The organism is Pantoea agglomerans NBRC 102470, from assembly GCF_001598475.1.
Lineage (GTDB): Bacteria > Pseudomonadota > Gammaproteobacteria > Enterobacterales > Enterobacteriaceae > Pantoea > Pantoea agglomerans.
The window spans coordinates 177,691-191,844 of sequence record NZ_BCZA01000003.1 but is presented as its reverse complement, the minus strand read 5'-3'; the positions used below and the strand labels follow the sequence as shown (position 1 = coordinate 191,844).

The 14,154-nt window shown below is 54.5% G+C and carries 12 protein-coding genes and 7 tRNA genes; 2 read left to right on the top strand and 17 right to left on the bottom strand.

All coding sequences use genetic code 11. The features are described 5' to 3' along the window. Positions 1-92 precede the first annotated feature (92 nt). Positions 93-575 (top strand): zinc ribbon-containing protein, encoded by a 483-nt coding sequence (locus PAG01S_RS07075; RefSeq protein WP_010258963.1) that lies wholly within the window; start codon positions 93-95, stop codon positions 573-575. A 58-nt stretch (positions 576-633) separates the two neighbouring features. Here the strand turns inward: PAG01S_RS07075 and PAG01S_RS07070 are convergent, their stop codons facing one another. The 9 genes from PAG01S_RS07070 to miaB form a co-directional block, all read right to left on the bottom strand. Beyond that, on the bottom strand, positions 634-1,359 hold the full coding sequence (locus PAG01S_RS07070) for an amino acid ABC transporter ATP-binding protein (protein WP_010258962.1): 726 nt from the start codon (positions 1,357-1,359) through the stop codon (positions 634-636). Beyond that, positions 1,360-2,037 (bottom strand): glutamate/aspartate ABC transporter permease GltK, encoded by a 678-nt coding sequence (gene gltK, locus PAG01S_RS07065; protein ID WP_010258961.1) that lies wholly within the window; start codon positions 2,035-2,037, stop codon positions 1,360-1,362. It lies immediately after the preceding gene. Then, positions 2,037-2,777 carry an amino acid ABC transporter permease gene (locus tag PAG01S_RS07060; RefSeq protein WP_010258960.1) on the bottom strand — a complete coding sequence of 247 codons (741 nt, stop codon included), beginning with the start codon at positions 2,775-2,777 and terminating at the stop codon, positions 2,037-2,039. Before PAG01S_RS07060 ends, gltK begins: the two co-directional genes overlap by 1 nt. 281 nt (positions 2,778-3,058) lie before the next feature. After that, positions 3,059-3,955, bottom strand: coding sequence for an amino acid ABC transporter substrate-binding protein (locus PAG01S_RS07055; RefSeq protein ID WP_010258958.1), 897 nt, complete (start codon positions 3,953-3,955; stop codon positions 3,059-3,061). A gap of 440 nt (positions 3,956-4,395) precedes the next feature. Next, positions 4,396-5,919 carry an apolipoprotein N-acyltransferase gene (gene lnt / locus PAG01S_RS07050; RefSeq protein WP_010258955.1) on the bottom strand — a complete coding sequence of 508 codons (1,524 nt, stop codon included), beginning with the start codon at positions 5,917-5,919 and terminating at the stop codon, positions 4,396-4,398. Positions 5,920-5,923: 4 nt separating this feature from the next. Then, entirely contained in the window at positions 5,924-6,805 is an 882-nt protein-coding gene (gene corC / locus PAG01S_RS07045) for a CNNM family magnesium/cobalt transport protein CorC (RefSeq protein ID WP_008925004.1), read from the bottom strand. A gap of 82 nt (positions 6,806-6,887) precedes the next feature. Further along, complete coding sequence (gene ybeY / locus PAG01S_RS07040; RefSeq protein WP_022626053.1) at positions 6,888-7,361, bottom strand: rRNA maturation RNase YbeY; 474 nt, start codon at positions 7,359-7,361, stop codon at positions 6,888-6,890. Continuing rightward, on the bottom strand, positions 7,358-8,419 hold the full coding sequence (locus PAG01S_RS07035; protein ID WP_010258952.1) for a PhoH family protein: 1,062 nt from the start codon (positions 8,417-8,419) through the stop codon (positions 7,358-7,360). The genes ybeY and PAG01S_RS07035 overlap by 4 nt, the downstream gene beginning before the upstream one ends. A gap of 209 nt (positions 8,420-8,628) precedes the next feature. Next, positions 8,629-10,053 carry a tRNA (N6-isopentenyl adenosine(37)-C2)-methylthiotransferase MiaB gene (miaB, locus tag PAG01S_RS07030; RefSeq protein WP_062758169.1) on the bottom strand — a complete coding sequence of 475 codons (1,425 nt, stop codon included), beginning with the start codon at positions 10,051-10,053 and terminating at the stop codon, positions 8,629-8,631. Between the two features lie 172 nt (positions 10,054-10,225). Here miaB and ubiF point away from each other — a divergent pair, with 172 nt between their 5' ends. Continuing rightward, entirely contained in the window at positions 10,226-11,398 is a 1,173-nt protein-coding gene (ubiF, locus tag PAG01S_RS07025; RefSeq protein WP_062758167.1) for a 3-demethoxyubiquinol 3-hydroxylase, read from the top strand. A 99-nt stretch (positions 11,399-11,497) separates the two neighbouring features. Here ubiF and PAG01S_RS07020 read toward each other — a convergent pair. From PAG01S_RS07020 to asnB, 8 genes are all read right to left on the bottom strand, one after another. After that, a tRNA-Gln gene (locus PAG01S_RS07020) sits at positions 11,498-11,572 on the bottom strand. A gap of 30 nt (positions 11,573-11,602) precedes the next feature. Then, positions 11,603-11,677, bottom strand: a tRNA-Gln gene (locus PAG01S_RS07015). 6 nt (positions 11,678-11,683) lie between these two features. Beyond that, positions 11,684-11,760, bottom strand: a tRNA-Met gene (locus PAG01S_RS07010). Positions 11,761-11,782: 22 nt separating this feature from the next. Further along, positions 11,783-11,857 (bottom strand) — tRNA-Gln (locus tag PAG01S_RS07005). Positions 11,858-11,891: 34 nt separating this feature from the next. Continuing rightward, a tRNA-Gln gene (locus tag PAG01S_RS07000) sits at positions 11,892-11,966 on the bottom strand. A gap of 22 nt (positions 11,967-11,988) precedes the next feature. Further along, positions 11,989-12,073, bottom strand: a tRNA-Leu gene (locus PAG01S_RS06995). Positions 12,074-12,082: 9 nt separating this feature from the next. Next, positions 12,083-12,159 (bottom strand) — tRNA-Met (locus PAG01S_RS06990). Between the two features lie 218 nt (positions 12,160-12,377). After that, positions 12,378-14,045 carry an asparagine synthase B gene (gene asnB, locus PAG01S_RS06985; protein WP_010671283.1) on the bottom strand — a complete coding sequence of 556 codons (1,668 nt, stop codon included), beginning with the start codon at positions 14,043-14,045 and terminating at the stop codon, positions 12,378-12,380. Positions 14,046-14,154 lie beyond the last annotated feature (109 nt).

Sequence of the window (14,154 nt, the reverse complement as noted above, 5' to 3'; positions counted from 1 at the left end):
CACCCTTTTGTAATTCACTGTACAGACGACACGGCAAAAGCAACATTACGACTAAACTTAGTTCAGCGAGGGTCTGCATAAAGGAGAACAAAATGAATAAAGTGGCTCAGGAATATCGCGAGTCGTTAGCCGTATTGACCGAACGTCTTCGTCAGGGCGATCGTAACCTTGATGAGCTGATTGCCGGGCGACGAAGCCAGTTGCTGGTGCGCGATGATATGACGGAACAGGAGATTGACCAGGCGCTCAGCTCAGTGCGCCGTGATCTGGGCGAGTTTGCACGCAGCTACACCGATGTGGAAGAACCGCTGGCCGACTCACTGTTTATGCGCATCATCCGTGAGAGCGTCTGGAAAGAGCTGGCGGATATCACCGATAAAAGTCAGCTGGAGTGGCGAGAGGTCTTCCAGGATCTGCATCATCACGGGGTTTATCAAAGCGGGGAAGTGGTGGGGCTGGGCAATCTGGTCTGTGAGAAATGCCAGTTCACCCGGGCAATCTATACGCCTGAAACGCTGTCACGTTGTCCGGAATGCGGCAACGATCAGTTCCAGCGTCAGCCGTTTGAACCCTGATAGTGCGGCGTAGCTAAATGAAGCGGGCCACCCTGGGTGACCCGCCTGTTCGTCAGGTTTAGTGCAGGATTTTTGCGAGGAAATCTTTAGCGCGCTCAGACTGTGGATTATTAAAGAAGTCATCTTTGTTGGTGTCTTCGATAATTTTCCCTTCATCCATAAAGATCACGCGATTGGCAACCTTACGGGCGAAGCCCATCTCATGGGTCACCACCATCATCGTCATCCCTTCCTGTGCCAGTTCAACCATCACATCCAGCACTTCGTTGATCATTTCCGGATCCAGCGCGGAGGTGGGTTCATCAAACAGCATCGCGATAGGGTCCATGCAGAGCGCTCGCGCAATCGCCACACGCTGCTGCTGACCACCTGAGAGCTGGCCGGGAAACTTCTCAGCATGGGCGGAGAGACCCACTCGCTTCAGCAGCTTCAGCCCTTTATCGCGGGCTGCCGCTTTGTCGCGCTTCAGCACTTTCACCTGCGCCAGAACCAGGTTGTTGATAATGCTCAGATGCGGAAACAGCTCGAAGTGCTGGAACACCATCCCGACCTGGCTGCGAAGCTGCGCAAGATTAGTCTTTTTGTTATTCACCTCGGTGCCGTTCACCGCAATCACGCCCTGCTGAATCGGCTCAAGGCCGTTCACCGTTTTGATCAGCGTTGATTTACCGGAGCCGGACGGGCCGCATACCACCACCACTTCACCGGTTTTGACGTCGGTTGAGCAGTCGGTCAGCACCTGAAAGTGACCATACCACTTAGAAACATTTTTCAGGCTAATCATTTAAACCGTCCTTTTTCTTTTTAGATAGCTGACCAACAGCGATGCGCTCAGGCTGATAACGAAGTAGACCAGACCTGCAAACAGAACCATTTCAACCTGGGTGCCATCACGCTCACCAATGGTGGACGCGGTACGGAAGAAGTCCGCCAGGCTTAAGACATAAACCAGCGAGGTATCCTGGAACAGCACGATACCTTGCGTCAGTAACAGCGGAACCATGGCGCGAAACGCCTGTGGCAGGATGATCAGTCGCATTGCCTGCCACTGCGTCATGCCCAGCGCCAGAGCCGCACTGCCCTGTCCACGCGAGATACTGATGATGCCGGCGCGAATAATTTCAGAGTAGTACGCCGCTTCGAACAGCGAAAAGGCGACCATGGCTGAAATCAGTCGGATATCCGTTTTGGGCGACAGGCCCAGCACCTGCTGCAGAAAACTCGGCACGACCAGATAGAACCACAGCAGCACCATGACCAGCGGCACTGAGCGGAACAGGTTGACGTAAATTTTAGCGAACCAGCTGATAGGCTTAAACGTCGACAGGCGCATCACCGCCAGCAGAGTGCCCCACAGGATGCCGAAGACCACGGCGGTAATCGTGATCTTAAAGGTGATCACTAAGCCATTAAGCAGATAGGGCAGGCTGGGTGTAATCGAACTCCAGTCAAACTCGTACATTACTTGCCTCCCGCATTGCCTGGCAGCCGGACTTTGCGCTCGACCAGACTCATCAACAACATAATCACCAGGTTAATCGCAACGTAGGCCAGCGTAATGGCGGTAAAGGATTCATAGGCGTGGGCAGAATAGTCGAGCAGTTTGCCCGCCTGCGCCGCCATATCGACCAGACCAATGGTGGAGGCGATAGCGGAGTTCTTCACCAGGTTCAGCATTTCCGAGGTCATCGGCGGCACAATCACGCGATACGCATTCGGCAGCAGCACATAGCGATAGGTCTGCGGCAGGGTTAAGCCCATCGCCAGACCGGCATTCTTCTGTCCACTCGGCAGTGACTGAATCGCTGCGCGCACCTGCTCGCAGACGCGGGCGGCGGTAAACAGGCCAAGACAGATCATCGAGGAGAGGAAGAACTGAATGTTGGGATCCAGCTCAGACTTAAACCACATGCCAAGCTTTTCGCCCACCAGCTCGGGCGCCACCAGATACCAGAAGAAGAACTGGACGATCAGTGGGATGTTACGAAACAGTTCGACATAGCAGGTGCCAATGGTCGACAGCAGGCGATTAGGCACGGTGCGCAGAATGCCGAAAAATGAACCCACGCAGAAGGCGATAATCCAGGCGCAGCAGGAGACGGCAATTGTCACCTGAAAACCGGACCACAGCCAGCCGAGGTAGGTCGTGTTACCGAACGGGGCCTGTTCGAGGAATATGCCCCAGTTCCAATCGATACCCATAACGAGCTCCGGAAAAAAAGGGTAGCTAAGCTACCCTGAAGATTGATGAACGGCGTTTTATTTCCTGACTCAGGGGAACGACCCGTGTCAGTCTGTCTGTCCATGCCGCGGTTTCAGCAATCGAGAGGGCAGCCAGGCCGCCCTTGTTATACCCGTCGTCTTTCAGGCTGCATTTTTGTTGGCTACATTCACTCACCCGAATCACTTACCGGAGCAGGCTCATCGGGAGTCATTTTTCTGCTGCCTCAATGCAATCTGAAATCCATTGGGTATTTTTTTTGTTAATTCAGTGCTTTATCATTTGGTGTTTTGAACAGCGCTTTCATGTCATCAGAGAGCTCAAAGTTCATGTTCAGGTTCTTTGGTGGAATCGGCTGTTTGAACCAGGTGTCGAACCATTTTTCTGCCTGGCCAGAGGTCTGGGCTTTGGCAATGGTTTCATCCACCAGGGCTTTGAACTGCGGATCATCTTTACGCAGCATGCAGCCATAAGCCTCTTTTGACTGTGGCGTGCCCAGGATTTCCCAGTTGTCCGGCTTTTTGGCTTTGGCGCGTTCGCCTGCCAGCAGGGCATCATCCATCATAAAGGCCACGGCACGACCGGTTTCCAGCGTACGGAAGGAGTCACCGTGATCTTTTGCGCTGATGATGCGCAGATCCAGTTTCTGTTCGTCGTTGAGTTTGTGCAGCAGCACTTCAGAGGTGGTACCTGAGGTCACCACTACGGTTTTGCCTTTCAGGTCAGCGAAATCTTTGATCGGGCCATCTTTCTTCACCAGCAGACGGGTGCCGATAACAAAAATAGTGTCTGAGAAGGCGGCCTGTTTCTGGCGCTCAAGGTTATTGGTGGTCGAGCCACACTCATAATCGTAGGTGCCGTTTTGCAGCAGCGGAATACGGTTTTGTGAGGTGATCGGGATCATTTTGACCTGCAGATCAGGCTTGTTCAGCTTTGCTTTAATCGCTTCAACGATGGCGTTTGAGTAAGCCTGTGAGTAGCCGACGACTTTTTGCTGGTTGTCATAATAAGAAAAGGGAACTGATGATTCGCGATGCCCGACCACAATGACGCCATTGTCATTGATCTTCTTCAGGGTGCCGCTGAGATCTTCCGCCTGGGCCGCTCCCGCCGCTGCGCTGATCAGCAGAAGAGATAATGCCACTTTGCGTAGTTGCATGTTCCAACTCCTTCGTATGAAAAAGGCACAGGATATAACCTGCGCTGATTATGATGTTGTGTCTGTTTTCTGCTGCGTTTCTGCTCATTCTGCGGTTTAAACGGGCGCAGAAGAGTCATTAACATAGCGGATTGTTAACGCAATGAAACAAAAAAGTTTCTTTTTTGCGAGGTGATACGCACCAAAAAAAGGCAATTTTTTCACCCTGCGCGTTAATGGTGCAGCAGCGTCAATTGTTTTGGTGCAATCCGCCCGGCATCAGCGCCTGCAATCAGCCTGTTTGCGAAAAGCAGTGAAACATTTTGCAATCATCGTGCCAGAAAGAGGTTATGGGTTAGAAAGACAGCAGAGTGTGCGGCGTGGGGAGTGAAAAAAACCGGAGAGTCACCATGAAAAAGGCGAAGCACGTGCTTCGCCTTCAGTGAGCACAGGAGGGGAGGTTATCGACGACGGCGCAGGAGTGCTATCACCGCCGCCAGCAGCGTCAGTGACCACACTGGCCAGATGCCAGCCCGCGCATACGGGGTTTCTCCCTGCGTTGGCGTAACCTTGCTGGTCAGCACATCGCGGGTAAACTGCGGCAGCATGGCTTCCACATCACCACTGGCATTGACCACCGCCGTCACACCATTATTGGTGCTGCGCAACAGCGGACGTCCCAGTTCCAGCGCACGCATCCTCGCCATCTGGAAGTGCTGCCATGGGCCGATAGAGTGACCAAACCAGGCATCGTTCGAAACGGTCAACAGGAAGTTGGTGTCGGGATGGAAGTTGGCCCGCACCTGTTCACCCAGCACGATCTCATAACAGATGGCGCTGGTCAGGTTATAGCCCGCCACGCTGAGTTGCGGCTGGAGGTAGTTGCCACGACTGAATGCCGACATCGGCAGATCGAAGAACGGGGCCAGCGGACGCAGCAGATCGGCCAGCGGCACAAATTCGCCAAACGGCACCAGGTGATTCTTCTGGTAACGATTGCCGCTGAAGTAGTTGTACGGCGCTTTACCGCCCAGCACGATTACGGTGTTGTAATCGTGATATCGGTTCTGCTCCAGCCGGGAGTCCACAATGCCGGTGATCAGCGAACTGCCGCGCTCACGCAGTTCGTCATCCAGCGAACGCAGGAACGGCTGCTGATTACTCTCCAGATCGGTAATTGCCGATTCAGGCCAGATAATAATCGGCGCTTTGCCCATCAGCGGCTGACTCAGACCGTTGTAAATGCGCAGGGTAGTGAGAAGCTGCTGCGGATCCCACTTCATCGATTGCGGGATGTTTCCCTGCACCAGCGCCACCTCGACGGCCCGCTCGGGCATCGGCTGAACCCACTGGATGTAGCGCAACGGCCATGGCAATGCCAGCAGCAGCAGCGCTGCTACCAGACTTCTGACGTTGCGCTGTTGCAGGGCATAAGCCAGCAGGCCAGCCACCACCATCAGCAGGAAGGTCAGCGTCTCTACGCCCGCCAGTGGGGCCAGGCCTTTTAACGGGCCATCGATCTGGCTGTAACCAAACTGCAGCCACGGAAAGCCGGTCAGCACCCAGCCGCGCAGGAACTCGGTGATCTGCCACAATGCCGGTGCCGCCAGCGCCAGGCGCCACAGCGTCGTTCGCGGCCAGATGCGATTAAGTACGCCGGCAAACAGCGCCGGGTAGATCGCCAGATAAGCCGCCAGCAGCGCTACGATAAAGACATTGACCGGGCCAGGCATGCCGCCAAAGGTGGCGACACTGACATAAACCCAGTTGATGCCACTGCCGAACAGACCTAAACCCCAGACAAACCCAATGGCGCTGGCCTGCGGGCTGGAGCGGTTAAGAGTCAACAGCTGTAAGCCACACAGCGAGAGCAGTGCAGCGGGCCAGAAATCGTAGGGAGAAAAGGCGAGGGTGCCAAGTGCACCCGTTATTAAAGCCAGCAGCAGGCGAACCCGCTGACGCGGGTAGAGTGAGGCTAAAGCCATAGACTTATTCGTCTTCCAGTTGAGGTTGTGGCGAATTTTCCGGAATAGTCACGTGAACCTGGATGATGCGGCGGCTGTCAGCCATCGCCACCTTGAACTGGTAACCCTCAATCTCGATGCTTTCACCGCGAGCGGGCAGATGACCGAAGCCCTGCATCACCAGACCACCGATGGTGTCGACTTCATCGTCACTGAACTGGGTGCCAAACACCTCGTTGAAATCTTCAATGGCAGTCAGTGCACGCACGGTAAAGGTGTGACGGTTGAGCTGACGGATATCACGATCTTCTTCGTCGTCATACTCATCTTCAATTTCACCGACGATCAGCTCCAGGATGTCTTCAATGGTCACCAGACCGGAGACACCGCCAAACTCATCAATGACGATCGCCATGTGGTAACGCTGGGAGCGGAACTCTTTCAGCATCCGGTCGACACGCTTACTTTCAGGCACAACCACCGCAGGACGCAGCACTTTCTCAATGCTGAAAGGCTCAGATTCGCTGCTCATAAACGGCAGCAGATCTTTCGCCATCAGAATCCCTTCCACATGATCTTTATCTTCGCTGATCACCGGGAAACGAGAATGGGCGGATTCGATGATGACATCCAGACACTCTTCGAGGCTCTGATTACGTTTCAGGGTGATCATTTGCGAGCGCGGGATCATGATGTCACGCACGCGCTGCTCCGCAATATCCAGTACCCCTTCGAGCATGTCGCGGGTGTCCTGGTCAATCAGCTCTTTGTTATTCGAGTCGCGGATCAGCTCCAGTAGCTCATCACGGCTTTTTGGTTCACCGTGAAAGAGTTGGTTGATCAACAGGGAGAAAAATCCCTTTTTACTACTGGGTGCATCGCTGTTTTGAGAATGGTCGTCGCTCATGGCGGTTTTTAAAGATCTCTCTGGTGAGGAATGGGTGCTGTCAGTAACCTGTACTGACAGCAGGATTGACTGAATTCAGGATTCAGGCGTCTTCTTTCTCCGAAATGTACGGATCAGGATACCCAAGAGCAAGCATTATCTCGGTCTCCAGCCCTTCCATCTCGTCCGCTTCGTCGTCTTCAATATGGTCGTAACCCAGCAGATGCAGCGTGCCGTGTACCACCATATGTGCCCAGTGGGCTTCAGCGCTTTTACCCTGTTCAGCGGCTTCCTGCTCAACGACCTGGCGGCAGATGATCAGATCGCCCAGCAGCGGCAGCTCAATGCCCGGCGGTGCTTCAAACGGGAAAGAGAGGACGTTGGTCGGCTTGTCTTTGCCGCGATAAGTCAGATTAAGCTCATGACTCTCCGCTTCATCAACCAGACGCACCGTAACTTCGCTTTCCGGCTGAAAAGGGGTGACAGCCGCTGACAGCCAGCGATGAAACTGGCTTTCATCAGGCAGGTCAGCGGTGTTGTCACAGGCGACCTGCAGGTCGAGAATCACCTCGCTCATTTGCTCTCCTGCGTGGCGCTCTGTGCAGCCAGTGCTTCACGTTTACGCTCTTCGGCCTGCTGGTCACGACGGGTCTGATCGGCCGCTTCCCAGGCTTCATAGGCGGTGACAATGCGGGCAACTACCGGATGGCGCACCACATCTTCGCTGTGGAAGAAGTTGAAGCTGATCTCTTCAACGTCCGCCAGCACCTCAATGGCATGACGCAGGCCTGACTTGACGTGACGCGGCAGGTCAATCTGGGTAACGTCGCCGGTAATCACCGCTTTAGAGTTAAAGCCGATACGCGTCAGGAACATTTTCATCTGCTCGATGGTGGTGTTCTGGCTCTCATCAAGAATGATAAACGCATCGTTCAGGGTACGACCACGCATGTAGGCCAGCGGGGCGACTTCAATGACGTTGCGCTCCATCAGCTTTTCCACCCGCTCGAAGCCGAGCATTTCGAACAGCGCATCGTAGAGCGGACGCAGATAAGGGTCGACTTTCTGGCTCAGATCGCCTGGCAGAAAGCCCAGCTTTTCACCCGCTTCGACGGCAGGGCGGGTCAGCATGATGCGGCGAATCTCCTGACGCTCCAGCGCATCCACTGCCGCGGCTACCGCCAGATAGGTTTTACCGGTACCCGCCGGGCCGACACCAAAGGTGATATCGTGGTCGAGCACATTAGCGATGTACTGGGCCTGGTTTGGAGTGCGCGGCTTGATCACACCGCGTTTGGTCTTGATATTGACCGCTTTACCATACTCCGGCACGCTCTCAGCGGTTTGCTCCAGTACCCGGCTCTCTTTGATCGCCAGGTGAATCTGATCAGGCTCGATATCCGGGATGTCGCCACGCACAGGCGCGGTATCGACATAGAGGGTTTTCAGAATATCTGCTGCGGCATTCACGCAAAGTGGACGTCCTGACAGCTTAAAAACGTTGTCGCGACGATTGATCTCAATGCCCAGACGACGCTCAAGCTGTTTTACATTATCGTCGAAAGGCCCACACAGGCTCATCAGACGACGGTTATCAGCCGGTTCAAGGGCGATTTCACGAGTTTCGATATTCAAACGAATCCTTTGGGTCACTCAGGGCCAGTTATGGGATGTGTCTGACGCACCGTTAAGCTTAACCGGATGCACCATAACGAAATTATTTATGCCGTAACGCCTGGGCGCAAGCTTATGGAGAGATATTTGGGCGACACTTTCAGAAAGCAAGTGGTGCAAAGTGAAATTGGCGGCAACGCGATGCGCGCTGCCGCACAGTAAAGCAGGCATCACGGCTGGAACAGACTCACGCCGATTTCATTTTCTTTACGGGTACGGGCGATCACGGACGCCGGGCTTTCCGCCATGCGCAGCCCCATCTCTTCTTCAGTACGCACCAGTTTGCCGCGCAGCGAGTTGGTGTAGACATCAACAATCTCAACATCCACAAAGCGGCCGATCATTTCAGGCGAGCCTTCGAAATTCACCACGCGGTTATTTTCGGTGCGGCCAGAGACTTCCATCACGTTCTTGCGGGAGATGCCTTCCACCAGAATACGCTGCACTGTCCCCACCATGCGGCGACTGATCGCCTGCGCCTGCTGGTTAATGCGGTCCTGCAGGATCCACAGACGCTGCTTTTTCTCCTCTTCGCTGACATCATCCGGCAGGTCAGCGGCGGGCGTGCCGGGACGGGCAGAGTAGATAAAGCTGAAGCTGACGTCGAAATTGATCTCGGCGATAAGCTTCATGGTCTGCTCGAAATCCTGCTGAGTTTCACCGGGGAAACCAATGATGAAGTCAGAGCTGATCTCAATATCCGGGCGCGCCGCGCGCAGCTTGCGGATAATCGCCTTATACTCCAGCGCGGTATGAGCACGCTTCATCAGCGTCAGAATACGGTCTGATCCACTCTGAACCGGCAGGTGCAGGAAGCTCACCAGTTCCGGCGTATCGCGGTAGACCTCAATGATGTCATCGGTGAACTCAATCGGGTGGCTGGTGGTGAAGCGAATGCGGTCGATACCGTCGATGGCGGCGACCAGGCGCAGCAGCTCAGCGAAGGTACAGATTTCACCATCAAAGGTGGCACCACGATAGGCGTTAACGTTCTGGCCAAGCAGGTTAACTTCACGCACGCCCTGCGCTGCCAGCTGAGCGATCTCCAGCAGAATGTCATCGCTCGGACGGCTCACTTCCTCGCCACGGGTGTAAGGCACCACGCAGAAAGTACAATATTTGTTGCAGCCTTCCATGATGGAGACAAAGGCAGTCGGGCCGTCTGCGCGCGGTTCCGGCAGGCGATCAAATTTCTCGATTTCCGGGAAGCTGATGTCGACCACCGGGCTTTTGGTGCCGCGCACGGTGTTGATCATCTCTGGCAGGCGGTGCAGTGTCTGCGGACCAAAAACGATATCCACGCAGGGCGCACGCTGGCGGATATGATCCCCTTCCTGCGACGCCACGCAGCCGCCCACGCCGATAATCACATCCGGGTTGCGCTCTTTGAGTTTTCTCCAGCGTCCCAGCAGGTGGAATACTTTCTCCTGCGCTTTCTCGCGAATAGAACAGGTGTTAAGCAGCAGAATATCCGCCTCTTCAGGAACCTCGGTCAGCGTATAGCCGTGCGAACTGTTCAGCAGATCAGACATCTTGGATGAATCATACTCATTCATCTGACATCCCCAGGTTTTGATATGCAGTTTTTTTGTCATCGCGCTAACCATTGATTCAGTGCAGTGAAGTGCGGGGCGCGTATTGTAATGCTTTGATGCTGTTGTGACCAGCCTCAGGGCTTTTCTGCCAGCAATCCGGTTTTCCGGTACACTTTGCTTTATTCAGACCCGTGTTGCGCAGGCTGGCGGGAATAAGAGAGGGACATAAGCAATGCAGGATAATCAGTTTGATGTAGTGATTGTTGGCGGTGGCATGGTCGGTGCGGCGCTGGCCTGTGGACTGACGCAGCAACATTTTCGCGTTGCGGTCATTGAGCGTGCCGAACCCGCGCCTTTTGATGCCGACAGCGATCCCGATCTGCGAATTTCGGCGATTGGCTCATCCTCGGTTGGGTTGCTGAAGCAGCTTAACGTCTGGCCACGGGTAGAGGCGATGCGCAGCGCCCCCTATCGCAGGCTGGAAACCTGGGAGTGGCAGACGGCGCAGGTGAGTTTTGATGCGGCCTCGCTGGGGCTGCCCGAGCTGGGCTTTATGGTCGAGAACAGCGTGCTTCAGCGGGCGTTATGGGAGGAGATGCAGTCGCTGGGCGTGACCTGCTATTGCCCGGCCACACTGGAGAACCTGCAGCCAGAAAATGGCGGCTGGCGCATCGACCTCAACGACGGCGTTGCCTTACACGCCCGCCTGGTGGTTGGGGCTGATGGCGCGAACTCTCAGGTGCGACAGATGGCCGGGATTGGTATTCATGGCTGGAGCTATGCGCAATCCTGTTTACTGATCAGCGTGACCTGCGAACATCCGGCAGGCGATGCGACCTGGCAGCACTTTACGCCTCAGGGACCGCGCGCCTTTTTACCGCTGTATGGCAACCGGGCCTCGCTGGTCTGGTATGACGCGCCCGCAAGAGTCCGCCAGCTACAGGCGATGCCGATGGCCCAGCTGGAAAAAGAGATAGCCAGCCACTTCCCGGCCCGTCTGGGACGTTTTAAAGCCCACGTGGCGGGCGGCTTCCCGCTGGTACGGCGTCACGCTTCACGGTATGTCCTGCCAGGACTGGCGCTGGTCGGTGATGCCGCGCATACCATTAATCCGCTGGCCGGGCAGGGCGTGAATCTGGGCTATCGCGATATTGATGCATTGATTAATGTGCTGGTCAGCGCACGCGGTGCGGCGGAGGATTGGGCATCCGAGCGCGTATTGCAGCGCTATCACCGGCAACGTCGTAAAGACAATATGCTGATGCAGGGCGGTATGGATCTGTTCTATTTTGCCTTCAGCAATCAGCTGGCACCGCTGCGGTTTGCACGTAATCTCGGATTGATTGCCGCCGAACATTCCGGGGTACTGAAGCGGCAGTTATTGCGCTACGCGCTGGGATTATAGCAGATTGCGCATGTCGGCTCGCCGCACGGCGGGCCTGCAATCAGGAAGGGGAACGACAAAAACAACAAAGCCCGCTAAAGCGGGCCAGGTTGTGCAATTTGGCTGGGGTGCAGGGATTCGAACCCCGGAATGCTGGTATCAGAAACCAGTGCCTTACCGCTTGGCGACACCCCAATAATGGTGTTTTTCAAATTGTCTTTTGTATGGCTGGGGTGCAGGGATTCGAACCCCGGAATGCTGGTATCAGAAACCAGTGCCTTACCGCTTGGCGACACCCCAATTATATGGTGGCTACGACGGGAATCGAACCTGTGACCCCAGCATTATGAGTGCTGTGCTCTAACCAGCTGAGCTACGTAGCCAAATTGTACTGCATTTCAATGATGGCTGGGATACCTGGATTCGAACCAGGGAATGCCGGTATCAAAAACCGGTGCCTTACCGCTTGGCGATATCCCATTCGTCCGTTCTCAGCCTCGAGAATCATCGAAATTGGCTGGGATACCTGGATTCGAACCAGGGAATGCCGGTATCAAAAACCGGTGCCTTACCGCTTGGCGATATCCCATCCACGCTGCCGAATAATGAAATGGTGCGGGAGGCGAGACTTGAACTCGCACACCTTGCGGCGCCAGAACCTAAATCTGGTGCGTCTACCAATTTCGCCACTCCCGCAAAAAAAGATGGTGGCTACGACGGGAATCGAACCTGTGACCCCAGCATTATGAGTGCTGTGCTCTAACCAGCTGAGCTACGTAGCCATCTTTTTTTCGCGTTACCTTCATCGGCGTTGCGGGGCGCATTATGCGGAGTTGACCAGACAGCGTCAACAATTTTTTTACCGTTTTTTGCCAGATAATCGCTGTTTGACTGGCTTATAACCAGCCTGGATGTTTATTCGGCAATTTTTCAGTGAATACAACGCTAATCGTAAAAAAAATGGGCCACAACGGGCCCATTCTGGTTGCTTTCTGCCGGCTTATTTATAGGCTGACTGATGCACACCCACGGCACGACCAGAGGGATCGTCCATGTTTTTAAACGCTTCATCCCATTCAATCGCTTTGGCAGAAGAACAGGCGACCGATGGACCGCCAGGCACACACTCTGCCGCGCTCGCCAACGGGAACAGCTCTTCAAAGATCTCACGATAGAGATAGGCTTCTTTCGAACCCGGCGTGTTGAACGGGAAGCGGAAGTGAGCGGTAGCCAGCTGCTGATCGCTGATTTGCTTCGCAGCCACTTCTTTCAGTGAGTCGATCCAGCTGTAACCTACGCCATCCGAGAACTGCTCTTTCTGACGCCACGCCACGCTCTCCGGCAGGTAAGAGGAGAAACATTCACGCAGAATGTGCTTCTCCATTTTACCGTTGCTGCCACACATTTTATCGGCCGGGTTGATTCGCATCGCCACATCCAGGAATTTTTTATCCAGGAACGGTACGCGGGCTTCAACGCCCCAGGCGGACATCGCTTTGTTGGCACGGGCGCAGTCGAACATATGCAGCGCCTGCAGTTTACGTACGTTTTCTTCGTGGAACTCTTTGGCGTTTGGCGCTTTATGGAAATAGAGATAGCCGCCGAAGACTTCATCTGCGCCTTCGCCCGACAGCACCATCTTAATGCCCATCGCTTTAATTTTACGTGACATTAAGTACATTGGCGTAGAGGCACGAATGGTGGTGACGTCATAGGTTTCAATGTGATAAATCACATCGCGAATGGCATCCAGACCTTCCTGCACGGTGAAATGAATTTCATGGTGTACGGTGCCCAGATGCTCCGCCACCGATTTCGCCGCTTTTAAGTCGGGTGAACCTTCCAGCCCTACCGCGAAGGAGTGCAGCTGTGGCCACCACGCATCACTTTTATCCTGATCTTCAACCCGCTTCGCCGCGTAACGCTTTGTCACGGCTGAAATGATGGAAGAGTCCAGACCGCCTGACAGCAGCACGCCGTAAGGCACATCTGACATCAGGTGGCTTTTCACGGACTCTTCCAGCGCATGTTTCAGGCCAGCGGCGTCGGTGGTGTTGTGCTCAACGTTTTTATATTCCATCCAGTCGCGCTGCCAGTAACGGCGGATCTCGCCATCGGTGCTGGAGAGGTAGCTTCCCGGCGGGAACTCTTTGATTGAACGGCAGGCTGGCACCAGCGCTTTCATTTCTGAAGCAACAAACAGGTTGCCATGCTCATCGTTACCCATATAGAGCGGGATGATGCCGATGTGGTCGCGACCAATCAGGTACGTTTTTTTAACGGTGTCATAGAGGATAAAGGCGAACATGCCTTCCAGCTCATCGAGGAAATCGACACCTTTCTCCTGATAGAGCGCCAGAATCACTTCACAGTCAGAACCGGTCTGAAACGCGTAGCGATCGCTGAGTTCAGCGCGCAGTGCCTGATGGTTATAAATTTCGCCGTTAACTGCCAGTACGTGGGTGTGATCGGCGTTGTACAGCGGCTGTGCGCCATTGTTAACGTCAACAATTGAGAGACGTTCATGCGCCAGAATAGCATGGTCATCGGCATAGACGCCTGACCAGTCCGGGCCGCGATGACGCATTAAGCGTGAACATTCCAGCGCTTTTTTGCGCAGCTCAACAGGATCGGTTTTCAGATCCAGCACACCAAAAATTGAACACATAACTGACTCCTGAGCTCACCTTACGGCGATGTTATCTTTTGCGTTTGTCCGGCAGCCTGATGCTGCGTGATACATAAGAAAATGCGCTATTTGGTGCATTCAATGCAAG

What these genes read in the sequence shown, in the direction of transcription:
- PAG01S_RS07055 (WP_010258958.1), bottom strand. Translation starts at nt 3,955, where the DNA reads ATGCAACTACGCAAAGTGGCATTATCTCTTCTGCTGATCAGCGCAGCG.
- ubiF (WP_062758167.1), top strand. Translation starts at nt 10,226, where the DNA reads ATGCAGGATAATCAGTTTGATGTAGTGATTGTTGGCGGTGGCATGGTC.
- PAG01S_RS07060 (WP_010258960.1), bottom strand. Translation starts at nt 2,777, where the DNA reads ATGGGTATCGATTGGAACTGGGGCATATTCCTCGAACAGGCCCCGTTC.
- ybeY (WP_022626053.1), bottom strand. Translation starts at nt 7,361, where the DNA reads ATGAGCGAGGTGATTCTCGACCTGCAGGTCGCCTGTGACAACACCGCT.
- gltK (WP_010258961.1), bottom strand. Translation starts at nt 2,037, where the DNA reads ATGTACGAGTTTGACTGGAGTTCGATTACACCCAGCCTGCCCTATCTG.
- asnB (WP_010671283.1), bottom strand. Translation starts at nt 14,045, where the DNA reads ATGTGTTCAATTTTTGGTGTGCTGGATCTGAAAACCGATCCTGTTGAG.
- PAG01S_RS07070 (WP_010258962.1), bottom strand. Translation starts at nt 1,359, where the DNA reads ATGATTAGCCTGAAAAATGTTTCTAAGTGGTATGGTCACTTTCAGGTG.
- lnt (WP_010258955.1), bottom strand. Translation starts at nt 5,919, where the DNA reads ATGGCTTTAGCCTCACTCTACCCGCGTCAGCGGGTTCGCCTGCTGCTG.
- miaB (WP_062758169.1), bottom strand. Translation starts at nt 10,053, where the DNA reads ATGACAAAAAAACTGCATATCAAAACCTGGGGATGTCAGATGAATGAG.
- PAG01S_RS07075 (WP_010258963.1), top strand. Translation starts at nt 93, where the DNA reads ATGAATAAAGTGGCTCAGGAATATCGCGAGTCGTTAGCCGTATTGACC.
- corC (WP_008925004.1), bottom strand. Translation starts at nt 6,805, where the DNA reads ATGAGCGACGACCATTCTCAAAACAGCGATGCACCCAGTAGTAAAAAG.